The organism is Halopseudomonas phragmitis (assembly GCF_002056295.1).
Taxonomy (GTDB): Bacteria; Pseudomonadota; Gammaproteobacteria; order Pseudomonadales; family Pseudomonadaceae; genus Halopseudomonas; species Halopseudomonas phragmitis.
In genome coordinates this window covers 2,885,729-2,909,743 of the sequence record NZ_CP020100.1, presented here as the reverse complement: position 1 = coordinate 2,909,743, position 24,015 = coordinate 2,885,729, and the positions used below count along the sequence as shown (strand labels likewise).

General features: G+C 60.0%; 18 protein-coding genes. 6 read left to right on the top strand and 12 right to left on the bottom strand.

Annotation, left to right across the window (positions count from 1 at the left end; translation table 11 throughout):
- The first annotated feature begins 3 nt into the window (after positions 1 to 3).
- Positions 4 to 1,446, top strand: coding sequence for a cardiolipin synthase (gene cls / locus BVH74_RS13550; protein ID WP_080050579.1), 1,443 nt, complete (start codon positions 4 to 6; stop codon positions 1,444 to 1,446).
- A 110-nt stretch (positions 1,447 to 1,556) separates the two neighbouring features.
- Positions 1,557 to 1,928 carry a DUF6746 family protein gene (locus BVH74_RS13545; RefSeq protein ID WP_080050578.1) on the top strand — a complete coding sequence of 124 codons (372 nt, stop codon included), beginning with the start codon at positions 1,557 to 1,559 and terminating at the stop codon, positions 1,926 to 1,928.
- Between the two features lie 7 nt (positions 1,929 to 1,935).
- On the opposite strand, the gene BVH74_RS13540 is transcribed toward BVH74_RS13545, so the two are convergent.
- Both BVH74_RS13540 and BVH74_RS13535 read right to left on the bottom strand, forming a co-directional pair.
- Positions 1,936 to 3,474 (bottom strand): phospholipase D family protein, encoded by a 1,539-nt coding sequence (locus BVH74_RS13540; RefSeq protein WP_080050577.1) that lies wholly within the window; start codon positions 3,472 to 3,474, stop codon positions 1,936 to 1,938.
- Positions 3,475 to 3,565: 91 nt separating this feature from the next.
- The gene (locus BVH74_RS13535) at positions 3,566 to 5,905 is read right to left on the bottom strand and encodes a methyl-accepting chemotaxis protein (RefSeq protein WP_080050576.1); all 2,340 of its coding nucleotides are present in this window, start codon (positions 5,903 to 5,905) and stop codon (positions 3,566 to 3,568) included.
- A 185-nt stretch (positions 5,906 to 6,090) separates the two neighbouring features.
- Here BVH74_RS13535 and BVH74_RS13530 point away from each other — a divergent pair, with 185 nt between their 5' ends.
- Positions 6,091 to 6,513, top strand: coding sequence for a hypothetical protein (locus tag BVH74_RS13530; protein ID WP_080050575.1), 423 nt, complete (start codon positions 6,091 to 6,093; stop codon positions 6,511 to 6,513).
- A gap of 7 nt (positions 6,514 to 6,520) precedes the next feature.
- Here BVH74_RS13530 and BVH74_RS13525 read toward each other — a convergent pair whose 3' ends face one another.
- Positions 6,521 to 7,705: a GGDEF domain-containing protein gene (locus BVH74_RS13525; RefSeq protein ID WP_080050574.1), complete on the bottom strand. Its 1,185-nt coding sequence runs from the start codon at positions 7,703 to 7,705 to the stop codon at positions 6,521 to 6,523.
- Positions 7,706 to 7,891: 186 nt separating this feature from the next.
- Here BVH74_RS13525 and BVH74_RS13520 point away from each other — a divergent pair, with 186 nt between their 5' ends.
- Positions 7,892 to 9,172: an ABC transporter substrate-binding protein gene (locus BVH74_RS13520; protein WP_080050573.1), complete on the top strand. Its 1,281-nt coding sequence runs from the start codon at positions 7,892 to 7,894 to the stop codon at positions 9,170 to 9,172.
- On the opposite strand, the gene BVH74_RS13515 is transcribed toward BVH74_RS13520, so the two are convergent.
- Together BVH74_RS13515 and BVH74_RS13510 are read right to left on the bottom strand one after the other, a co-directional pair.
- On the bottom strand, positions 9,165 to 12,218 hold the full coding sequence (locus tag BVH74_RS13515; RefSeq protein WP_080050572.1) for an efflux RND transporter permease subunit: 3,054 nt from the start codon (positions 12,216 to 12,218) through the stop codon (positions 9,165 to 9,167). The two genes, BVH74_RS13520 and BVH74_RS13515, sit on opposite strands and share 8 nt — an antisense overlap.
- Positions 12,215 to 13,270 (bottom strand): efflux RND transporter periplasmic adaptor subunit, encoded by a 1,056-nt coding sequence (locus BVH74_RS13510; RefSeq protein WP_080050571.1) that lies wholly within the window; start codon positions 13,268 to 13,270, stop codon positions 12,215 to 12,217. Before BVH74_RS13510 ends, BVH74_RS13515 begins: the two co-directional genes overlap by 4 nt.
- A gap of 105 nt (positions 13,271 to 13,375) precedes the next feature.
- Here BVH74_RS13510 and BVH74_RS13505 point away from each other — a divergent pair, with 105 nt between their 5' ends.
- Positions 13,376 to 14,029 (top strand): TetR/AcrR family transcriptional regulator, encoded by a 654-nt coding sequence (locus tag BVH74_RS13505; protein WP_165443747.1) that lies wholly within the window; start codon positions 13,376 to 13,378, stop codon positions 14,027 to 14,029.
- A 5-nt stretch (positions 14,030 to 14,034) separates the two neighbouring features.
- Here BVH74_RS13505 and BVH74_RS13500 read toward each other — a convergent pair whose 3' ends face one another.
- From BVH74_RS13500 to BVH74_RS13485, 4 genes are all read right to left on the bottom strand, one after another.
- Entirely contained in the window at positions 14,035 to 15,042 is a 1,008-nt protein-coding gene (locus BVH74_RS13500; RefSeq protein ID WP_080050569.1) for an ArsA family ATPase, read from the bottom strand.
- Between the two features lie 24 nt (positions 15,043 to 15,066).
- Entirely contained in the window at positions 15,067 to 15,324 is a 258-nt protein-coding gene (locus BVH74_RS13495; protein ID WP_095625468.1) for a cory-CC-star protein, read from the bottom strand.
- Between the two features lie 28 nt (positions 15,325 to 15,352).
- The gene (locus BVH74_RS13490; protein ID WP_080050567.1) at positions 15,353 to 17,032 is read right to left on the bottom strand and encodes a carbon starvation CstA family protein; all 1,680 of its coding nucleotides are present in this window, start codon (positions 17,030 to 17,032) and stop codon (positions 15,353 to 15,355) included.
- 228 nt (positions 17,033 to 17,260) lie between these two features.
- Entirely contained in the window at positions 17,261 to 17,944 is a 684-nt protein-coding gene (locus BVH74_RS13485) for a type 1 glutamine amidotransferase (RefSeq protein ID WP_080050566.1), read from the bottom strand.
- Positions 17,945 to 18,276: 332 nt separating this feature from the next.
- Between BVH74_RS13485 and BVH74_RS13480 the strand changes: the two genes are divergently transcribed.
- Positions 18,277 to 20,070: an arylsulfatase gene (locus BVH74_RS13480; protein ID WP_080050565.1), complete on the top strand. Its 1,794-nt coding sequence runs from the start codon at positions 18,277 to 18,279 to the stop codon at positions 20,068 to 20,070.
- On the opposite strand, the gene corA is transcribed toward BVH74_RS13480, so the two are convergent.
- From corA to serS, 3 genes are all read right to left on the bottom strand, one after another.
- On the bottom strand, positions 20,071 to 21,132 hold the full coding sequence (gene corA / locus BVH74_RS13475) for a magnesium/cobalt transporter CorA (protein ID WP_080050564.1): 1,062 nt from the start codon (positions 21,130 to 21,132) through the stop codon (positions 20,071 to 20,073).
- A 65-nt stretch (positions 21,133 to 21,197) separates the two neighbouring features.
- Positions 21,198 to 22,613, bottom strand: a complete 1,416-nt coding sequence (cysG, locus tag BVH74_RS13470) for a siroheme synthase CysG (RefSeq protein WP_080050563.1) — start codon at positions 22,611 to 22,613, stop codon at positions 21,198 to 21,200.
- A gap of 9 nt (positions 22,614 to 22,622) precedes the next feature.
- Positions 22,623 to 23,906 (bottom strand): serine--tRNA ligase, encoded by a 1,284-nt coding sequence (gene serS / locus BVH74_RS13465; protein WP_080050562.1) that lies wholly within the window; start codon positions 23,904 to 23,906, stop codon positions 22,623 to 22,625.
- Positions 23,907 to 24,015: the final 109 nt, after the last annotated feature.

Genomic DNA, 24,015 nt, shown 5'->3' with positions numbered 1-24,015 from the left:
GCAATGGACAACCTGCAAACCATTCTGGGCCTGATTGGGGCGGTGTTGTATTGGTTGTTTACCGCCGCGGTAACCATTCGCGTTATTACCCGTCGTCGCCCGGTCAGCGTGACCCTGGCCTGGCTGCTGGTGATTTATATTCTGCCGCTGTTGGGCGCAGTGTTTTACCTGATGTTTGGCGAGCTCAACCTGGGCCGCAAGCGGGCAGCCCGCTCCGAGGCCATGGTCGAACCCTACCTGGAAAACCTGGCCAATGGGTTCGCCGGGCTGCGCAGGCCATGGCCCGGTGGGCAACTTACCCTGGCTATTCACCAATTGCTGTCTCATCGCATGGGCATCGGTGCGCTGGGTTACGAACAGATGCGCCTGCTCGACAGCCCTGAGAGCATTTTCGAGCAGCTCTGTACCGATGTCCGCAGCGCCCAGCACAGCATCAACATTCTGACCTACATCTGGCATCCCGGAGGCCGGGTTGATGAACTGGCCGAGGCCTTGATCGAGGCCAGTCAGCGTGGAGTCAAGGTCTCGCTGCTGATCGACCATGCCGGCAGCCGTAAATTCTTTCGCTCACGCTGGCGCACCCGCATGGTCGATGCCGGTATCGCCGTGGTGCCGGCGCTGCCGGTGCGCCTGTTGCGCGCCCTGGTCCACCGCATCGATCTGCGCATGCACCGCAAGCTGATAGTAATTGATGATCGGCTGGCCTTTACCGGCTCTATGAACATGGCTGACCCGGCGTTCTTCAAGCGTGAAGCCGATGTCGGCCCCTGGATCGACATCATGCTGCGCATCGAGGGCCAGGCGGCAACCGGGCTGGCCAAGGTATTCGCCTGGGACTGGGAGGTCGAGACCGGCCAGCGGCGGCTGCCCAAACTGGAAGCCGGACAGCTTGGCTGCCATCAGTGGATGTCGATCATTCCATCGGGTCCCGGTGTTGGTGATGACCTGATCGGGCAGGCAGTGCTATCGAGCATCTACCGGGCCAACGAAAGCATTGTCATCAGCACGCCCTACTTTGTGCCTTCGGAAAGCATTTTCGAGGCGCTATGTCAGGCCGCCAAGCGCGGTGTGCGGGTACAGGTGCTGCTACCCAAGCACAATGACTCGCTGATGGTCGGCTGGGCCAGCCGTTCCTATTTCGAGCCGTTGCTGCGGGCTGGTGTTGAGATTCTGCAGTTCGATGGTGGACTGCTGCATACCAAAGCGATGCTGATGGATGATCAACTCGCCCTGGTCGGCAGCGTCAACCTGGATATCCGCAGCCTGCAACTCAATTTTGAACTGACCGTAGCGCTGTTCACTCCGGAAAGCTGCGCACATATTCGCCAGCTGCTCAGGGGCTATATGGCCCGCAGCGAGGCCCTTGAACTGGACCGCTGGCAACAACGCAGCCGCCCGGCACGGGCACTGGAGCGGTTGATGTTCTTCATGAGTCCGCTACTCTGAAGCCGCTCTACTACCCAGCCTGTACATTATCGCCCTGCCCGCTAGACAACGCAGGCAAGCACTGCTAGATTCTCAATTGCGTATGATTATCATTTACTATCGAGGTGATTATGAGAGTCTTCCTGCTACCTGTAACCCTCACGGCTGCGCTGATGTCAGTCAATACCGCGCTGGCCAGCGGCGATATCGAGCACTTCAAGGGGCTGCCCGCCAATAGCCTGGAACAGGCTCTGAGCAACTTCGTTGAATACAACAAGCGGCTGGAAAACATCCTGGCCGGAGAGCTCACCACCGAGACCATGACCCAGGTACACGAACTCACCTATACCCTGGAGAACGCCCTGGAACGGATCCGCCAGGACAGCGCAGAGCTGGCGGAAACCCTGGAGGAAGTGCACCTGGCCTCGGAGCGTTATGATGCAGAAGCCGTGCGCAAACATGGCCAGGACTACCTCAAGGTATCGAGCCAACTGGTTCATTAGGGTAACGCTACAGCTGGCTCTCGATCGGCAACAGACGTAATAGCCAGGTCATGATGCGTCGGGTCGGACCTGCCTTGGGCTCTCGGGTCCAGGTCTGACCCTCGGCGTGCCACTGCAGACGCCCCTGTTCATCCAGACTCAGGCGGTAGGCGTAATCGTCCGAAGTCCAGCGCTCAAACAGCTCGACCATCTCCCCAGCCAGCGCCGGCTGCTGCACCAGAACTCCGGCCTCGGTATTGAGGCTGATCGAGCGCGGGTCCAGATTGATCGAACCGACGAACACCCGCTCGCGGTCGAACACAAAGGTTTTGGCATGCAGGCTGGCTACCGACTCACCCAGAAACGGGCTGGCACGCTCCTGCTGGGCAGCCAGCGGGCGTAACTCCCAGATACGTACCCCATGCGCCAGCAACGGCTCGCGGTAGCGCACATAGCCACTGTGTACGGCCAGGACATCAGTGGTGGCCAACGAGTTGGTCAAAATCGAGACCTCCAGCCCCTGATTGACCATATCCATCAGAAAACCCTGACCGTCGGCGCCCGGCACGAAATAAGCCGTCATCAACTGCAGCTCATGCTGGCTGGCACGCACCTGCCGGGCCAGGTGCATACCCAGGTAGGGAACCTGATTATGGTCGCCGTGGGGGTCGGCCTTGTCCGGCGGGTCAGCCAGCCAGGTTGCCTCCCCCCAGTGCCAACTGACCTTGTTGTCGGTAAACGGCTGATTAAACGGAGAACCTTCTACCGCTTTCTGATACGGGCCCTGGCGCAGGTCGGTACTGACAGACTCCAGGCGCTTGCGTAGCCGCACCAGTTCGGAACGCCCGGGGCGTCGGGTCAAAAGACGCACAGGTACCGATTTGTGGCTGTTCCAGTAGGCATCAAAACTGTTGCTGGCGGCTCGGCTGATCGGGCCGATACCCAACACATCGATATCCTGAAAGTCCAGCTCGCTCAAGGCGAAATACTCATCGCCAATATTGCGTCCACCGGTAATCATCGCCTGGTTGTCGGCGATCAGCACCTTGTTGTGCATGCGATAATTGATCCGTCCGAACTCGCCAACCTTGCTGACATAACGCAGCCAGCCCTGGCGTAAACTGAGCGGATTGAACAGCCGAATCTCGATATTGGGGTGCTGGTCCAGGGTAGCGATCTTGAACTCATTGACCCCACTGCCAATATCATCCAGCAGCAGCCGCACCCTCACCCCACGGTCAGCCGCACTCAGCAGGCGCTCTGCAATCAGCCCGCCGGTTACATCGCCATTGTAGATGTAGTACTGGATATCCAGGCTTTGGCGAGCCTGCTCGATCAGATGCAGGCGCGCGGCCAGCGCATCCATACCGCGATAGAGCAGACTGAAGCCCGACAACCCTGACTCCTGGCCGGCCACCGCTGCTTCGACATAGCCCCCGATCAAGCCATCGCTGGCGGCAGGCTGGGCATGCTCAAGAGGCAGATCCTGTGGTGGCAGGCGTGTTGCACAGCCGCTCAACAGAACGACCAGCAACAACCAGCCCAGCGGGCTCCTGAATGCGTTCAAGCCAATGATTCCCTGTAGGCTGTGGTCATCCAGGCATTCTAGTCAGTCAGCCTCCCACGGTCATCTTTTATACCCACTGGACTCGTTCTTATCACACCCTGAAAGCGTTGGCCGCCTCGCGGCCCTGCTGAGCCAGGCGCTCCTGGGCAGTGGCAGTCTGAGACAGCTCGGCCATGGCCTGGGCGGTGCGTTCGGCATCCTGACGAATGCCATCCAGGGTCTGGCCCATGCCCTGAGCCCGCTGATTTTCATCCCGGACCGCCCGGTCGATGGCCCGGGTTGCCTGACTGATATCTCCAACCTGATCACGAATCCGTACCAGCAGCCCCTCGGCCTCGGCTGCCCCGTGCAGACACTGGGTCGCGCTATCCTGCTCCTTGCGCAAGCCTGCCGAAGCGTCAGCTACAGTTGAGCGCAAGCGGTCGAGCATGGTCTGGATCTGACCGGTAGCCTCCTGAGTACTGCTGGAAAGCCGCCTGACCTCATCGGCCACTACCGCAAAGCCACGGCCATGCTCGCCGGCTCGGGCAGCTTCGATCGCAGCATTGAGCGCCAGCAGGTTGGTCTGCTCGGCAATCCCTTCAATGGTATCGAGTACCGACACGATAGCGCCGGCGGCCTGCTCCAGTTGCTGCATGCTGTCACAGGACTGGGTGACTTCATCGGACAACTGCCGGATCAACTGGCTCACCTGGCGTACCGCTTCGTGCCCCTGCACAGCGCCATCATCGGCCAGCCGCGCCTGCTCAGCGGCTTGGCTCACCAACCCGGTGATCGCCTGAAGCGCCCGCTGCAAGGCTCTGGATTCAGCATCCAATGCTTGCAAAGCCTGCTGCTGGCGCTCAGCGGCGGCCTGGCACTCATTACCGATACCAACCGTGCGAGTGCTGGCTGAGGCCGTGTCTTCGGCGGTCTGACGAATCCTGGCGACCAATCCAGAAAAGGTTTCGAACAGTTGGTTCAGTGAGGCGGCAATCTGAGCGATCTCATCACGCCCACGTACCGGCAGACTAATACGCAAATCCCGCTCACGGGCGCTTTGCCCGATGGTGCCGCTCAAGCGCGTCAGCGGCGTTGCAATCATTCGGGTCAGCCACCAAGAGGCCAGAGCTGCCAATGCCCCCAGCACAACCACCGCCAGCCCCACAGCCAGCATGATGTCATGGCTCAGACGCGCCACCGCGCCAAAACTCTCAGCCAGCGACTGTTCGGTAATCAATGCATAGCGCTCACCACCCAGCATCACCGGTTGCCAACTCATCAATACCGTCTCACCCAGCAGGTTGGTTTGCCGGCCAAGGCCACTCTCACCCTCCAGTGCCGCTTTCAGCGCAGGGCTGTCGATCCGCAGCCGACCATTGAGCTGACGGTAGCGCTGAATAGCCTGAGCGTCACCAGCTTGCTGACCGGACAGGTTCAGGCGTGCCAGCGTGGCATCCGGCTGTTCGAGCATTGCCCGCGGTTCGGTGATCAGACGTCCATCAGAGGCAACCAGATAGGAGTCGCCGGTATCACCCAGACCAATTGCAGCCCAATTGCCACCGGCAGTCATGATCTGTGTGAAGCGCTCAGCCGGCATCTGTACTACCAGAAAGCCCAATGGCTTGTCGGGGCTATAAACCGGGTGGAATACCGGCACGCCGAAGAACACCACATGCTGGTTGAAGTGTGCGTCGAACCGGGAAAAGCGTGACACTTTGAACTCATCCTTGAGCGGCTGCTCACGCATACTCTGCACCAGTTCGGCCAGGGCGCTGGTGGCGAATGGTCCATCGCGCAATGAAGTGGCGAAAACCGGCCCCTTGTTGACGCTATAGATCACCTCAAGGCTGGCAGCATCAATCAGCATCAGGTCGTGATAACCATAGCGCTGGGTGATTTCCCGGTAGCTTTCCTGATAACGGCGATGTTGCTGGCCATAGATGGTCGCATCGTCCCGATCGACCAACTCACCCAACTGATCGGCCGGATTGGGGTTGTCGTGCACATAAAACTGTTGGATCAGCAGTCCCTCATAGCGGGTCGCTTCGATCCAGCTCTCATAATCAGCGCGCTGGCCCTGTGTCTGGGCTCCGTACAGGGGCTGATAGTGACTGGCGTACCAGTCCTTCATGCTGGCCTTGAGTTGATCCAGGCTCGGCGCCGAAACTTCATAGCGAAAGGACACAAAGGGCCGAACAAATCCATAGACCGCTTCCTGGGTCAGACGGTTGTTGGCCATCGACAGCAATAGGTCATGGTGACTCTCAAGCTGCAGGCTGAGGCTGGTCTGGCGACCGGCGGCCACTGCCTGAAACTGCTGCTCGACACTGTGCTCTACCACCTCGGAGCTGCGCTCCAGCGCCTGCCAACCGGTGATTCCCGCCGCGATGACCACGGCCATGAGAGTGAGCAGCGAAACGCCAAGCATCAGGCGGGTTGCGATTGTCATACGAGTGAATTTCCAACTGCGAGGTTGGGCATCACTCTATGTCATCAAGATGACAGCACCATGACAAACGCCATCAAAAGGCCATGCCTGAACATCTGCTAATAAAAAGGTAACAGAGCTTTAACCGAGCCCGGACATGCGCCGTGAATATGGGATAATCCGCGTCTTTAACCCTGAGAGGCCACATGAACTCGACCACCAGCAAGCCCCAACGGCATATCCCCGCCTGGATCAAATGGACATTCATGCTGGTACTGCTGGCCGGCGTCAGCGCGGTGGTCATCCAGCAACTGCCCAGAGCCGGCATTTCCACCGATCTGTCCGGCATAGGCCAGGGCAAGCCGGTACTGGTACTAACCCGCGACATCCATTACCTGGGCGGGGCCGAAGTCCTGGAGTATCTCAAACAGCTCAACCCAGAGTATCAGACCCGTCTGGACATGCGCATCGCCCACCAGGGTCAGCCTGACGGGCAGGCCTTTGCCGACCGGTACAGCACTTACGACGGTGATCTGGTATTGCTCAATGGTGCAGGTGAAGAAATCGGCCGTCTGCAACAACCTGGCAATCTTCAGGCGGTTCGCCAACTGCTGAGTCAGGCTGAATAGACCTGCCTCAGACGATCGCCCCCTCCAGCGCCGACAGTCGCAGGCCGTCGGCCTGTTCGGTCCGGTTGCGACCATTCTGTTTGGCCCGGTATAGCGCCTGGTCTGCCTGCTCCAACAGGCTGTAAAGCGTTTCAGCCGGGTCATGACAGGTTTGCGCCAGACCAATCGACACCGTGGTAGCCAGCGGCCCGTTGGGCGTATCGAGCACCACCTCGGCCCAGGAGCGTCGAATCCTCTCGGCCATGCTCTGCGCCTGGTCCCGATCGGTATCAGGCAGCAATACCACGAACTCTTCCCCCCCGAACCGGCAAATCAGGTCAGCCGTGCGGGCGTGGGCGTGCAAGTGTTCGGCGAAAGCGCCCAGCACCTGATCACCGGTCTTGTGACCATGCTGATCATTGATCGACTTGAATTTATCCAGATCCATAAGCAACAAGGTCAACGGCCGTTGCCCGCGCCGCCCCAAAGCCAGTGCATTCAGTGCTGCCTCTTCAAAAGCCCGACGGTTCAGCAGATCGGTCAATGGGTCACGGGTCGCCTGGCGACGCAGAGCCTGTTGCAGGCGCAGCGTGGTCAGAATCACGCACATCAGCGAGAACCCATAGAGAAATACCGTGCCCTCCAGGTAGTTCAGCGCCTCAATCTCAATTGCCTGCTCGAAGCTGGTCACCTGGCTGTAGTGGCTGTCGAACAGGTACAGCAACGTCCGGCGCAGATACACCAGACCGTGTACGCCCCAAAGCAGAGTCCAGAACAATGGCAGCAGCGGCTGACCAAGATTCAGCTTCCACAGCTCGCGGATGGTCAGCCCACACATAACAACTGCCACTGAGCTGTGGAACACGATGCTCCAACGCAACGAATCACTGAGTATGAAGAACGTCAGGCCCTGAGCCAGGCCTATCAGCATCATGACCAGCCAGAAACGCGGCAGCCGTTGCGAGAAGCGGTAACAGCGGGTGCCCCACCAGATCACGAAATAGGCCTGGGTAATGGCTACAGCACTCAACCACAACGGCAATGGCGGGCTGGCAACCTGGAGGAAAAGACCGGTAAAGAAGCAGGCCAGACCCGCCGCCCAATAACGAATGGCCAGCACCTGGCGGTTAAGCAAACTGGCGATCAGCAAGCCCACCACGGAAACCACCGTGGCAAGTGCCAACACCAGCATGAGGGTTTTGATATCAAGCATGAAGGTCGCCGGGTTCCTTGGCGTATTGTAATGGCCGCCATCCTAATGCCTGCACGCAGCGGATACCAGTTCATTGATCGACTTCACAACCCTGTAAACACTCGACCAATAGGTAATGCCGGGCTGGTGCCAGTCCGTGTTATCCAGACAGGTGACACTCAAACAACAACAAAACAAGGATAGGCCATGAGTCGCCCCTCACTGAGCATTTTTTTCTTCGCCCCACTGAAACACCTGTTGTTGGTTGTGGCCCTGCTGGCAGCCTTCCCTGCCCTGGCTGCCGAGCCCATCGTGCTGGGTCTGAATGTTCCGCGTAGCGGCGAATACCGTGAAGAGGGACTGATGCAGATCCGTGGCGCGCTGATGGCGGTGGAAGAACTCAACAATCGCGGCGGCGTACTTGGCCGGCCTCTGCAACTGATCGAAGCCGATAGCGCCTCGCGTCCGGCCCAGGCCGTTGCCAATGTCGATTCGTTGGTCGATCAGGGCGCAAGGATGCTGTTTGGGGGCGCCTCCAGCGCAGTTGCCATCGCCGCCGGCAAACGTGCCGCCCAGCGTGGCGTGGTGTATTTCGGCACCCTGACCTACTCCAACGATACTACCGGCAAGGATGCCCATCGCTACATGTTCCGCGAGAGTTACAACGCCTGGATGGCCTCCAAGGTTCTGGGCGGCTATTTGCAGGAGCAACTGCCAGGACGCAGTTACTACTACGTGACCGCTGACTATACCTGGGGCCATACCACTGAAGCCTCAATGCGCCGCTTCACCGCCACCGAAGACAGCCGCCAGCATCCCGCCAGCCTGCTGTCATTCCCCGGCGCCACCCAGAGCGAGCTGCGTGCCGCCTTGCGTCAAGCTGCCGACGCCAAGCCGGATGTGCTGGTACTGGTGCTGTTCGGTGATCAGATGGTCAAGGCCATGCGCGTGGCCCATGAGTTCGGCCTGACTCGCAACTCCCAGATCGTGGTTCCCAACATTACCTTGAGCATGGTCGAGCAGGTTGGCCCGGCGATCATGGAGGGCGTGCTGGCTGGCTCCGCCTGGACCTGGAACCTGCCCTTCGAGCTGGGCAATCAGCGCGGCCAGGCTTTTGTTCGCGACTTCGCCGAGCGCTATCAGAGCTACCCGTCAACCTCGGCGGCCTCAGCTTACAGCATTGTCTATCAATGGGCAGAGGCGGTTACCCGCAACGGCACACTGGCCAGTGAAGCACTGATCAGTGCTCTGGAAGACCATGAGTATCAACTGCTCAAAGACGCACAGCGCTGGCGCGGGTTTGATCACCAGAATGTGCAAAGCGTCTATGCTGTGCGGATCAAGCCCCGGGCTGAGGTCATGCGCGACCCCATGCGCCAGGACTATTTCGAGATCGTCAGCCGGCTGGCCGGTGAACAGGCCGTTATCTCACACCCGGAGTGGCTGGCCGAGCGCCGTGCCCACGGCCAGCCGGAACAACTCAGGTAGCCCTTACCCGGAACCACAGCGCATAGAGCGCCGGCAGGAAAAACAGGGTAATCAGGGTCCCGACCAAGGTTCCGCCGATCAGCACATAGGCCATCGGCCCCCAGAACGCATCGAAAGTCAGGGGGACGAAGGCCAGTGCCGCCGCCAACGCGGTCAACAGAACCGGCCGGGTACGCTGTACCGTCGCTTCGACCAGAGCCGTATGCCGGGCCATGCCAGCTTGCAGGTTGTCATCGATCTGCTGGGCCAGAATCAGCGTGTTGCGCATCAGGATTCCAGCCAGCCCGGTCAGCCCCAGCAGCGCAACAAACCCGAACGGCTGATTTCCGACCAACAGGGCCAGCGTTGCCCCGATCACCCCCAGCGGCGCAGTTGCCAGTACCATGAAAGTCCCGGAGAAGCTGCGCATCTGCAGCATGATCACCACCAACATCAGCGCCAGCATCACCGGCTGAACCTTGCGGATCGACTCCTGCCCCTTGGCCGATTGCTCCACAGTGCCGCCAATATCCAGGTAGTAGCCCGGCGGCAAGGCTGCTCGCAGTTCAGCCAGATCACGCCACAGGGCCCAGGTCACGTCCGGCGGCTGGGCACCCTGAACATCGGCCTGCACGGTGATATAGGGTTCACGGGTGTAACGCTTGAGTACCGGGTCTTCGCTGTCGAGCCGAATCAACCCTGCCTGGGCCAGGCTGATACTGCGCCCGTCGGCCGTGCGAATCGGCAGGTCCGCCAGTTCGCCCAGACCACTGCCATCGCCACGCAGCACCAACTGCACACTGCGCACGTCCTGACGCAGTTGGGTGACCGGCACCCCACCCCATTGCAGCTGTAGCTGGCGCGCCAGCTCACGGGGTGTCAGACCAATCGCGCGCAGGCGTTCAGGGTCAATATCCAGACGCACCGAAGGTACCCGCTCGCCCCAGTCCAGGTGGGCATCAACGATATGCGGATGAGCCTGCAGCACCTCACGCACCTGAGCAGCGAAGGCACGCAGTTGCATTGGGTCAGGACCAAGCACTCTGAAACTCACCGGCCAGGTCACTGGCGGGCCAAATACCAGCCGATGCACCCGCACCCGAGCCTCGCCAAACTCGCCGGCGGCAACCCGTTGCCGTAAAGCCTGCATGATCCGATCACGCCCGGCAGCATCCTCGGCAATCGCAATCAGTTTGGCAAAGGCCGGGTTGGCCTGTTCCGGATTCAATGACAGGAAGAACCGCGGCGCCCCGGCACCGATATAGCTCGACAGTGACAGTACATCCGGGTCTTCCACCAGAACCGCCTCAACCCGCCGTGCCAGCGCCTCGGTGGTGGTCATGCTGGAGCCTTCGGGCATGTAGATATCGACCAGCACTTCGGGTCGGTCCGATGAGGGGAAAAATTGCTTCTGTACCGGCCCCATCATTCCCAATACTGCCAGCACAAACAAACCAAAGGTGGCCAGCACTACCGTCTTGCGGTAACGCACACAGTTCTGGATCAGTTGGCGAAACCGCTGATAACCGGCGCTCTGGTACTGGCCCTGGTGTGACTGAGAAGACTTGGGCACGTCCTTGAGCAGAACCACGCCCAGAAACGGGGTAAACACCACCGCCACCAGCCATGAGGCCAGCAGCGCAAAGGCCAATACCCAGAAAATATTGCCGGTGTACTCACCTACACCGGAGCGGGCAAAACCAATAGGCACAAAGCCGATAATGGTCACCAGGGTGCCAGACAGCATGGGCGCGGCGGTCACCGTCCAGGCATGGGCGGCGGCCTTGACCCGGTCCCAGCCCTCCTCCATTTTCACCAACATCATCTCGATGGCGATGATCGCATCATCCACCAGCAAGCCCAGAGCAATGATCAACGCCCCCAGGGTGATCCGGTCCAGATTCATCCCGCGCATCAGCATCAACATGAAGGTGATGCCCAGAGTCAGCGGCACGGCAATGCCGACAATCAGACCCGGGCGCAAACCGATACTGGCAAAGCTGACCAGCATCACCACCAGCACCGCCAGCAAGAACTTGTACTGGAACAGCTCAACCGCCCGGGTGATGGCCTCGCGCTGGTTGGTGACCTGGCGCAGCTCCATACCCAGCGGCATACCGGCCACCAGTTGCTGATGCTTCTCGGCCAGGCGCTGGCCCACTTCCAGACCATTCTCGCCAGCCTGCATTACTACCCCGATCAACAACGCCTCTTCACCGAAGGCGCGTACCAGATAGCTCGCGGGCTCCTCGTAACCACGCTGAACCTCAGCGACATCGCCCAGCCGAATCAGCCGCTCACCGATACGCAACGGCACCGCCGCAATGGCTTCAAGGTCGGCCAGATCGGCATCCAGACGCCAGTACAGACGAGGCCCGGCTGTCTCGATCAGGCCTGCCGGCAGCAAGCGGTTATAGGCATCCAGTGCATCGCCGATCTGCTCCAGGGTAACTCCCATTTGCGCCAGTTGGTGCTGATCGACATCGACAAACACCTGTTCACGGCGCTCACCGATTACCCGCACTTTCTGCACCCCGGCTACCCGGCTGAACTGATCGCGCAGTTGCTCGGCCTCACGCACCAGTTGCCGGGCCGGCAGGCCCGGTGCTGTGAGGGCATACAGCGAAAAGTACACATCGGAAAAGTCATCATTGACGAATGGCCCCTGAACCCCCGGCGGCAGGTTGGCCACTTCGTCCTGCATGCGCTTGCGAATTTCGTAGAACAATTGCGGCAAGGCACTGGAGGGGGTGTAGTCCTGAAAAGTCACCTGCATATCGACCCGGCCGGGACGAGCCGTGGTTTGCACCTTGTCGAAATAGGCCACTTCCTGCAGGCGCTTTTCCAGCGGGTCTGCCACCTGCTGCTGCATCTGCAGCGCACTGGCGCCCGGCCAGGCCGCAGTTACCACCGTGGTGCGTACGGTAAAGCTCGGATCTTCGGCGCGCCCCAGGGCCAGAAAGGCATACAGCCCGGCCAGCGAGATCAACAGCAGGAAAAACAGGGTGACCGAGCGCTCGCGTACTGCCAGGGCCGAGACGTTGAAGCGCAAAGGGTCAAGACTCATGGCAGCACCTCGACCCGCTGACCATCCTCGAGCAGGTGCGCGCCCAGCGCCACCACCTGCGCTCCAGCAGCCAGAGCACTGCGCACGTAGGCTTGCTCGGTGTCAGTGCGAACCAGTTCGACCGGCTGTCGGTGTACCCGCCCTTCTTCGATAACCCAGACCCCGAGCCCCTGGCCACGATCAATCAGGGCGCCCAAAGGCAAGCTCAGCAACAACTCACTGTCCGTGCCGGTTTGACCATTCAGGTGCAGCGTTACACTGCTTCCCAGAGGCCAGTCGCTGGCTTGCTGCTCGATCACGAAACGGGCCCGCCAACTACGGGTCTGGGGATCGGCCGAACCGGCCATTTCACGCAGTGTCACATTGGCTTGTTGGCCATTGCCAAACAGCTCTACACGGCCCTGCTGTGGGATGCTGCGCCGACGCAGCTCGGGAATGAATGCCTCGACCTCGCGGAGCCCGTCATAGGCCAGTTGAGCCACACTCTGCCCGGCCGCCACCACCTGCCCGACCTGGCCACTGACCTCAACCAGAATGCCACTGGCCGGCGCTCGCAACTCGGCATAATCCCGAGCACTGCGGGCCTGCTCAAGTGCCGCTTCGGCGCTGCGCATGGCTTCACGCGCAGCCCGGGCACTGGCGGCAGCATCCTCGTACACCTGCAATGGCACCAGATGCTGTTCACGCAGGGTTTCCAGCCGGCGCCGATTGGCCTCGGCGTTATCAGCCTGAGCCCTGGCCGCGCTCAAAGCCGCCTGGGCCGCATTGAGTTGCTGGCGAATGTCCCTTGGGTCCAGTCGCAACAACACATCGCCAGCCTCAACCCGCTCGCCAGCCTGCACCAGCCGCTCACTGATTTCGCCAGGCAGACGGAATGCCAGGCTGGCCTGATGCCGGGCTTGTACCGTACCGTTCAACGTCCAGTGCCGCTCCGCACCCGCCTGCACCTCGACTGCTCGGACTTTGACTACCTGTTGAGTTGGCGGCGCTGCCGCATCAGAACCGCAACCAGCCAGCAAAACCAAGCCCATAACCGGGACGAAAATACGCATAGCCTGTTAACCTTGTTGTTGGCTTTAGTCAGGCCGATAATTACAGAACGGTGCCGTGCAGTAAATAGCATGACCGGAGCATTACTCGCATAGATGGATAACAATATGGCCCCAGCCAGCAAGCTTTCCGGTAAACGATCCAGTGGCAATGGACCCGGTCGCCCAGTAGATCCACGCAAGTTGGATGACATCCTTGAAGCGGCGCTGGAAAGCATTGCCGAGGGTGATCCGCAATTTGGCATGGAGTCGGTGGCGCGCCGCGCCGGTGTGGCCAAGGGCACGCTCTACCGTTATTTCGACAATGCCGAAGCGCTGTTGCAGGCAGTGCTGGAACGCCATCACCAGACCATGGTCGGGCACCTGCCCGAACACAACGGTTCACTGGATGACCTGCGCACGCAGTTGGTCGCTCTGGGCGAGCACCTGCTGGATTTTCTGACTAGTGAACGGGGCATCAAAATCATGCGCTCGATCATTGCCCATGGTGCACGACATGGCGAACACGGTCGCATGATCTACCGAGACGGTCCCTGGGCCTTTGTCCTGCGTGCGGCACAGTATCTGGAAACCGCAGCGGCCCGTGGGCAGATCCAGCTTGATGACCCCGTTGAAAGTGCCGAACAACTGATCGGCCTGTGGAAAGGTTCGTTGATTACCGGGCTGATGATGAATGGCTGCGACGTGCCGGACAGTGCCGCACGCCGGCGCCGGGTCGAACGCGGGGTAGATCTGCTATTGCGCGCTCACTCACGTAGCTAAGGAACCTAAAACCCCAGGCGTTCTAATTGCCCGGCCACCTCCTGCAAAGCCTCCAACCCCTGCACGTCGGTCTCCATCCAGGGCAGGCGCGGCCGAGGCAAGCGGGCCAGTTCCTGATCGATCCGCTCCAGATAGGTCGCTTCCTGCTCCCGCCGACGGCGCAGAAACTCGCCATCGGCATCTTCGGGAATCACCCGGTTGACCAAGGTCGCCACCACCGGAATACCTACGGATTCAAGCGTCGCCACCGCTCGAACGGTTTCCAGAATCGGCAACCGCTCGGGCGTAAGCACGAACAGAAAGCCACTTTCCTTCGGATCTTCCAGATGACGCCGGGCCTGATGGAACAGCCGTCGCCGGTTGATCAGGGTCTGCGCCACCTCACGGGTGCGCTCATCCAGATCACTGAACTGGTCCTTGTCCGGATCATCGAACGGGGTTGGCATATCCCGGCCGCTTTTCGGCGTCAGATGCTTGAGCACCTTGCCCAACTCCTGGGATTTGCGATTGTGTGCCAGCAGACCATCGGTCCAGGCCGCCATGGCCTCCGGCAAGGTCAGCAGCCGCAGGGTGTGTCCGGTCGGAGCGGTATCGAAGATGATCAGGTCATACTCAGACTCCCGATCATTGATCAACCGGGCGATCCGTTCCAACAAAGCTGCTTCCTGAGTACCGGGCGACTGGCGGGTCAACTGCATCTGCCGCTCCAGCTCCGGCATCATGGTTGAGGAAGCAAAGCGGCGCATCTGCCCCAGCACCCGCTTGAGATGGCTGTCCACCTCGGCATCAGGATCAATCTCAATGGCATCCAGATTAGGCAACACCCGGGTAGCACTGTCGTCCAGCTCACGGCCCAGGGCATCCCCCAGGCTGTGCGCCGGGTCGGTCGACACCACCAGGCAACGTTTACCCCGGGAGGCGGCCAACACCGCCAGAGCTGAAGATACGGTGGTCTTGCCCACCCCACCCTTTCCACCAACCCAGACCAAGCGTCGGTCTAGCAAATCGAACATGCGAATATCCCTGCCGTATGCGGCTCAGCAACAACGAAAATGATCCAGCGGCGAATGTTCCATCCCCATCCGTCGATGCCAGTCATGGAAGCGCTCGAGCAGCAGTGGTTGCAACTCTAGGGTGTAATACGAAGCGGGATTCGGCACGCCCATCAATTCAGAGAACACCAGCAACATGAACAGGTCATCCTCATCGCGCCGGGCCCGGGCTATGGCACCCCGATAGCGTGAGCTGTAGACCTCTTCAGCAAAGAAGCGGGCCTGGCTGAGCCAGGCCCGCATATCTTTCGGAGGCTTGGAAGCCTTCATGCTACTGAGACTCGCTGGCCACCGCAGCGCGATGACGTTTGAGCGCCGCGGCACATTCCAGTGCCACCAGTATCGCGGCAATCAGCACCACGATATCCAGCCCCAGCAGGAAGTAGTTGCCCTGCTCGTAGAAGGTGCGCAACTGGAACAGCAGCGCCGTCACGGTCATCACCAGCAGGAAGCACAGCGGTACCAGGGTAAACCACATGGGCCGGCGCAGGTGAACCAGCATGACAGTGATCACCAGCAGAGTCAGGCCCGCCAGCAACTGGTTGGTAGTACCGAACAGCGGCCAGATGATCATGCCGCCTGAACCATCGGCACCACCGGCACCAAAGGCCAGCAACAGACAGGAACCTACGGCCAGCAGAGTTGCCGGCAGCGGCTTCTTCATCCATTCCTGCTTATAGATTTCACCCCACTCCTGGAAGATGTAGCGCTGCAGACGCAGGCCGGTATCCATAGTGGTACCGGCAAACAGCGCAGCCATTACGGTCAGCAAGGTTGCTGCGGTAACTTCCGGCATACCCAAACCATGGTGAATGATGTAGGCACCGCCCTGTACGAAGGCAGTTACACCGCCCTGGCCGAAGGCATGGTACATGGCTTGCCAATCAGCCAGGCTGGCAAAGCCGGCAGTGGCGACCAGAATCGCGGCCAGCGCCAGACCGCCTTCGCCCATGGCACCGAAGTAACCGACAAACCGGGCGTCAGGCTCACGATTGAGCTGCTTGGAGGTAGTACCCGAGGACACCAGACCATGGAAGCCAGAAATCGCACCACAGGCGATGGTCACAAACAGCAAGGGAACCAGCGAAGGCGTTCCCGGCGGTACATCGCTGTTGAACATCGGCGCGACCATGGTCGGATTCAGCATCACCACCGCGCCATACAGCACGAACAGACCGACGAACAGTTGCAGGCCGTTGATATAGTCACGCGGCTGCAGCAGTACCCAGACCGGCAGTACCGAAGCAATCGCGGCATAGACGAACAACAGCAGGATCCAGGTAGCGTTGCCGGACACGCCCGGCAGCACTTCAGCCGGCATTTGCAGCGGCATGGAAGGGCCTGCCCAGATCAGCGCGTACAGGGCAATCACCCCGAGGATTGAGACCACCGGCAGGCTGAGAATCCGCCGATAGATCACCTGACCGATGATCAAGGCAACGAAGATCGCCCCCCAGACCGGCACCACCGCCGTCGGAAAGCTCATCATCAAACGCGCGATAACCACCGCGAACACCGCATTGACCATCAGCAGCACGAGGAAGATCACGATCATGAAAATGCTGCGAGCCCGCTTGCCGACCACATCGCCGGTCAAGGCGCCGACCGACTTGGCCTTATTGCGCACGCTGGCCCAGATCGCCCCGGTATCGTGCACACCGGCAAAGAAGATAGTACCAAGAACGACCCAGGCAAACGCCGGCCCCCAGCCCCAGATCACCGCGATCGCCGGGCCGACAATCGGCGCCGCACCAGCTACCGAAGTAAAATGGTGACCCCAGAGCACGAATTTGTTGGTCGGAACAAAATCGACGCCATCTTCGTATTCATGGGCGGGTGTTTTGAAATCGGGATCGAGGCGATAGATCTTTTCCGCGATGAACTTGGAGTAAATGAAATACCCCAGCGCCATCATGGCCAGACCCGCGAACATCACGATCATGGCACTCATGCAAGGCTCCTGCTTATTGGTTTAGTTATGAACTCGCAAGCTTCAAAGACCTGCCCCACCAGTTCAATATAGACAAAGGTCGTATTGATCGTGCCGAATTCAGCCAGAACTCCACAAATAGGTCAAACCAATGACCCGCAAACTCCTCCCAAAGCCCCATTCCAGAGTGAATACTCGGACAAAGCATAGATACCGGCACAGCCTTGGCCGTGCTCGTCAGTGGACGAGCTACGCCAGAAGATAGTCGAGCAGATTTTCCAGCAAGGCGCCGGTCTGGGCCAATTGCTCGGTACTGACAGCCAGAATGCGCTCGGCCGGCTGCACATACTGATCAGCCGTCAGGTCATCCTCGGCCTGCTCGACGAACTCGCGCAACAGCTCCGGCGTGGCTTCGGGGTGGAACTGCAAGCCAATCACATTGCGCCCCAACTGGAATGCCTGGTGCTCGCAACCCGGGCTGCGGGCCAGATGCACTGCACCAGGTGGCAAGTCAAAGGTCTCACCATGCCAGTGCAACACCAGTACCTGCGCCGGAAACTGCCAGTTCTCGGCTCCGGCCCCAACAGCCTGGACCGGAAACCAGCCAATTTCCCGCAGATGATTGGGGTACACCCTGGCCCCCTGACTACAGGCAATCAACTGAGCGCCCAGGCAAATTCCCAGGACCGGCAGGCCTGCGGCTATCGCCCCGGCAATAAAGGCCTTTTCGGCGACCAGCCAGGGAAACTGGGCCTCATCATTGACGCTCATTGGCCCGCCCATCACGATCAGCAGATCGATATCGGCCAATGCCGGCAGGCTCTCATTGGCAAACAGCCGGGTAACGCTAATCTGATAGCCCCGGGCAAGCAGAGCCGGCTCAAGCCGCCCCAATCCTTCAAAGGGTGCGTGTTGGAGATAATGGGCGCGCATGCATCCTCCTGGCAAAAGCGCTGAACAGGGCTGTCAATGTAGCAGTGCAGGCCTTTCCCCGGAACATTGTGTTTAAGAAACAGTGCCAACGAATGCTCGGCCATGAGCCAACTCTGCGCTATGCTCCAGAGAAACACTGATTAGCTGCACGAAAGCTCAGTAGCCCGGTTGGCGCTGACCTGTTCTGGACCGTTAGATGCCAGGGATGGCATCTACGAGCCCTCAGGGAAGGGTTTACGGCGTGTCCAGAACAGGTCAGCGCCAATCGGGCAGACTCTGAACTCGATCTAACCAGTGCACCCATAACAACAACGACAAAGCGGACTACTTGCATGTTCAGACTCCCTCCCCTGGCCCGGCTGTTGGGCGCTCTTGCATTACTGGCGCCGTTATCCGCCCTGGCAGACACCCGCCCCAACATTCTGCTGATCGTTGCCGATGACCTGGGATTCTCCGACCCCGGTGTTTATGGCGGCGAGATCAGCACCCCGAATATCGACGCGCTGGCCGCCGAAGGCCTGCAGTTCAGCAACTTCAACGTGTCAGCCACCTGCTCACCAACCCGGGCAATGCTGATGACCGGCGTCACCAGTCACAAGGTCGGCATGGGCAACATGAAGGAGATCATGGCCGACAACCAGAAAGGCCAGCCCGGCTACGAAACCTGGCTCAACGATCAGGCCGTTACCCTACCAACCTTGCTAAGCGACGCTGGCTACCGCACCTACATGGCCGGGAAATGGCATCTGGGCGAACGGGCGCAAAGCCTGCCCAGCGCCAGAGGTTTCCAGCGCTCGGTCGCCCTGCTCGAAAGCGGCGCCGACAACTGGGAAGCCAAACACTATCTGCCTGCCGGAACCGCAACCTGGCTCGAGGATGGCCAACCGATCAACCTGCCGGATGACTTCTATTCCTCGTTCTACTATGCCGACAAGCTGATCGAATACCTGAGCAGCGAACCGGACAGCGACAAGCCGTTCTTCGCCTATCTTGCCTTCCAGGCCGTGCATGCGCCGCATCATGCTCCGGAAGCCTATGTAGAAAAATACGCCGAGACCTACCAGGACGGCTGGGATGTCATTCGCCAGCGCCGCTATGAGCGGCTGACTGCCATGGGAGTACTGCCCCGCACCGCAGAATCGGTAGTCACCAGTGACTGGGGGACCTTCTATGACACGCCGTCCATCGACTGGGACAGCCTCAGTGATGACGAGCGCGCCTATCGTGCTCGCCAGATGGCAGTATTCGCCGCCATGGCCGAAGCCATGGATGAAAGCATCGGCCGGGTCATTGAGCACCTCAAGGCCAGCGGCGAATATGACAACACCCTGGTCATCTTCATGAGCGACAACGGCGGCGAATCTACGGTGCTGACCGAGATAGCACCGCTGTTCTATCGCCTGCGTTACGACCACGACTACACAGACCTGGGGCGCCCCGGTAGCTGGAGCGAGTACGGCCCTGGCTGGGCCTACGCCTCCAACTCGCCGTTCTACTCCTACAAGGGATCACCGTTCAACGGCGGCTTGCGGGTACCTATGATCATGCGTTACCCCGGCGTCATCGAGCCTGGCTCACGCACCGGTGCTTTCGGCTATGTGACCGATATCGCCCCAACCCTGCTGGAGCTGACCAACACCCCAGCGCCGGACGGCGAGTACCAGGGCCGCCCAGTGCATCGCATCATGGGCACCAGCATGGTTCCGCTGCTGCGCGGTGAGAGTGAGCGTATCCATGCCCCCGAGGAGGTCATTGTCTATGAGCTGGCGGGTGGCATCGCCATCTGGCAGGGTGACTACAAACTAGTGACATCGCGTTCAAGCGCCATTGCCGCCCGCCCCGGCACCCTGCTGTTCAACCTGCGTGATGACCCACTGGAGCGCCATGACCTGTCAGAGCAGCAACCTGAGCGGGTGGCGGCACTGATGCAGGCCTATCGCAGTTTCGTGGCCGAGCACGGGCTGGTTGAGGTGCCGGATGACTACAACGCCTGGGATCAATTGAATCGCAACGCCCGGGAACAATTGCTCGCCCGCCATGCAGACAAGTTACTGCTGGGCGCCATCATTGTGCTGCTGTTTTTCGGCTGGCGTCTGCATGCCCGCTGGCGCCGTCGGCGGCGCTGATCAGAGCCAGTGCCTGCGTCGGAACGCAATCAGCAGACCAATCGCGATCATCAGCATCAACACCAGCACTGCCGGATAGGCCCATGGCCAGGCCAATTCCGGCATATGCTCGAAATTCATGCCATAGACACCTGCCAGAAACGTCAGCGGCATGAACAGCGTGGCGATGATGGTCAGCACCTTCATCACCTGGTTCATCCGGTTGCTGGTGCTGGACAGATAGAGATCAAGCATGCCAACCAGCAGCTCACGCAGGGTGTCGATGGTATCGAGCACATGGATGGTGTGGTCGTAAACATCACGCAGGAACAACCGGGTTTCGGCGCTGATCAGCGGACTCTCATCACGTGACAGTCGACTCAGCACCTCGCGCAGCGGCCAGATCGACTTGCGCAGCAGCAGCATTTCCCGCTTGAAGTGATGGATACGACCCAGTGTCGTCGGGGTCGGGTTGTCGATCAGCTCATCCTCGAGCCGCTCGATATGCTCGCTGAGCTGTTCCAGAACTACGAAGTAGTGATCGACCACCGCATCAAGCAAGGCATAACCCAGGTAGTCGGCTTGCATGAAGCGAATCCGCCGGCCGTTGCGCAAACGCTCCCTGACCCCATCAAACACATCGCCCGGATGCTCCTGGAGTGACAGAACAAAGTGCTGGCCCAGGATCAGGCTGAGTTGCTCGGAGTGAATCTGCTGTTCCTGCTCATCGAAACGCAGCATTCGCAACACCAGGTAGAGATAGCCGTCGTAATCTTCGACCTTGGGTCGCTGGTCAGTATTGAGGATATCTTCCATGACCAGTGGATGCAGCTTGAAGCCCTTGCCCAGGGCCTCGATCACGTCGGCCTGATGCACACCATCGACATTGAGCCAGGCGACCCGGCCTCCATTGGGCTCATGGTACTGACCGGCATCATGGATGCGCCGGTCATCGAGCCCTTCGGCGTCATACTCAATCACCCTGATCGCCGCCAGATCATCACGGGGCTGGCCGATATGCATCAAGGTGCCGGGGGCCTTGCCGGCTTTGCGACTGCGTTTGGCTACCAGCTTGCGTGCCATCGATTATTCCTTGTCCCTGAGCGTCACTTGCAGCCTAGCAGCAATAACCAGACAGCACGGCAGGGTTACAGAACCCCACCAGCCCCGGATTCCACCTGCTCCGGCTTGAACCACTTGAGCTTGTCATGCAGTTGCACCACTTCACCAACGAAAAGTAATGTAGGTGGCTTAATTTCTGTATTTTCAACCAGTTGAGGCATAGTCTTGAGTGTTCCTATCAAGACTTTCTGGTTGCTGGTCGTACCCTGCTGAACCAGCGCCATCGGGGTATTTTCATCACGCCCATGGCTTATCAGGCCGGCACAGATATCAGCCAGGCCAACCAGCCCCATGTAAAATACCAGCGTCTGTCCCGGGGCAACCAGATCGTTCCAGGGCAAATCGGTACTGCCATCCTTGCGATGGCCGGTGACAAAGCGCACCGATTGGGCATGGTCGCGGTGGGTCAGCGGAATGCCAGCATAGGCCGAACAGCCATTGGCGGCGGTAATCCCCGGCACAACCTGAAAGGCTACGCCATTGGCCGCCAGTTCTTCGATTTCTTCACCACCACGACCGAAAATGAACGGGTCGCCGCCCTTCAGGCGCAATACACGCTTGCCCTGCCTGGCCAGATCGACCAGCAACTGGTTGATCTGCTCCTGCGGCACCGCATGCTCGGCCCGGGCCTTGCCGACATAAATGCGCTCGGCGTCACGCCGGCACAGGTCGATGATCGCCGGAGCCACCAGGCGGTCGTAGAGCACCACATCCGCCTGCTGCATCAGACGCAGCGCCCGGAACGTGAGCAAATCGGGATCACCGGGGCCAGCACCAACCAGATAAACCTCGCCCTGATAGCCCTGCCCGGCCTGCTCGGCCAGGCGACGCTCCAGCAAACGTTCGGCCGCCTCATCCTGACCGGCAAAAATCCGCTCAGCAATATCGCCCTGGAATACGTTCTCCCAGAATACCCGGCGCTGATTGATCTGCGGGAAGGCCGCCTTGACCTTGTCACGAAAACGCTTGGCCAATTGCGCCAGCCTGCCGTAGCTGTGCGGAAACAGGGTTTCGATCCGGGCCCGGGTCAGGCGCGCCAGCACTGGCGCATGACTGCCGCTGGACACCGCGATCATCAAGGGGGAACGGTCGACAATCGCGGGAAAGATCACCGTACACAGTTGCGGCGCATCCACCGCGTTGACCGGTAGCTGGCGCGCCTGGGCATCTGCCGAAACCTGAGCGTTCAGTGCCTGATCATCAGTGGCGGCTATCACCAGTTGGGTATCATTCAGATCAGCCGACTGATACCCCCGCACCAGACACTCGCCACCGCCCTGCTCAACCAGGGTTTCGAGCTGCGGCTCAATCTGCGGCGCCACCACGCGCAAACGTGCGCCGGCCTCGCTCAGCAGTCGAGCCTTGCGCAGGGCAATTTCTCCACCACCAACCACCAGGACCAGGCGGCCCTGCAGATTGTGAAATAGCGGGAGATATTCCATCAGTGTTTCCTAACCAATCCGCTCAAGCCCGCCCATGTAACCACGCAGCGCCTCGGGAACGGTCACGCTGCCATCGGCCTGCTGGTAGTTTTCCAGAATCGCCACCAGCGTCCGCCCAACCGCCAGCCCAGAGCCATTGAGGGTATGAACCAGTTCCGGCTTGCCGGTTTCAGGGTTACGCCAGCGCGCCTGCATGCGCCGGGCCTGGAAGTCGCCACAATTGGAGCAGGAAGAAATTTCCCGGTATTTGCCCTGGCTGGGAATCCAGACTTCCAGATCGTAAGTCTTGGTCGCGCCAAAGCCCATGTCGCCGGTACACAGCGCCAGGGTCCGGAATGGCAGTTCCAGCCGCTTGAGCACATCCTCGGCATGGCCAGTCAGCTCCTCCAGCGCCTGGGCTGAGGTTTCCGGCTGAACAATCTGCACCATCTCGACCTTGTCGAACTGGTGCTGGCGAATCATCCCACGGGTATCACGACCAGCCGAGCCGGCTTCACTGCGGAAACACGGCGTATGCGCAGTCAGGCGCAGCGGCAGCTTGGCAGCATCGAGGATTTCACCGCTGACCATATTGGTCAGCGACACCTCAGCGGTGGGGATCAGGTACAGATCGCGCTGGTCTTCACCACGCGGCACCTTGAACAGATCCTCTTCGAACTTGGGCAACTGGCCCGTGCCCTGCAAGGCTTCAGCCTGTACCAGATAAGGCGTATAGACTTCTTCATAGCCGTGCTCGTTGACATGCAAGTCCAGCATGAACTGGGCCAGAGCCCGATGCAGACGGGCAATCGGCCCGCGCATCAGGGCGAACCGGGCGCCGGACAGCTTTGCCGCTGTTTCAAAGTCCAGATAGCCATGCCGCTCACCAATGGCGACATGATCACTCACCTCGAAATCGAACTCGCGCGGAGTACCCCAGCGTCGTATTTCAACGTTGGCCTCTTCGTCCTCACCCACCGGCACGCTGTCGTCCGGCAGGTTGGGAATGGTCAGCAGCAGCGCATCCAGCTCGGCCTGGATCTGATCCAGCTCATGCTTGGCATCGCTCAGCTCCTGCCCCATGCGATCGACATCCGCCAGCAGCGGCTGGATATCCTCACCGCGCGCCTTGGCCTGGCCAATCGCCTTGGAACGACTGTTACGCTCAGCCTGCAGGCTCTCGGTGCGAGTCTGGACGGTCTTGCGCCGTGATTCCAGCGACTCCAACAGACTGACATCAAGGGCATAACCGCGGGTGGCAAGGCGTTCAGCGATCTGTTGCGTTTGGCTGCGGACCAGTTTCGGATCAAGCATGAGGCATCATCTTTTCAGTTACGGGTGAATAGGCTGGCTAGTGTATACCGATCCGCCCGGGCTGCGAACCGCATACGCAGTACAGAGAGTCGGCGTTTGTTCTCTTTCG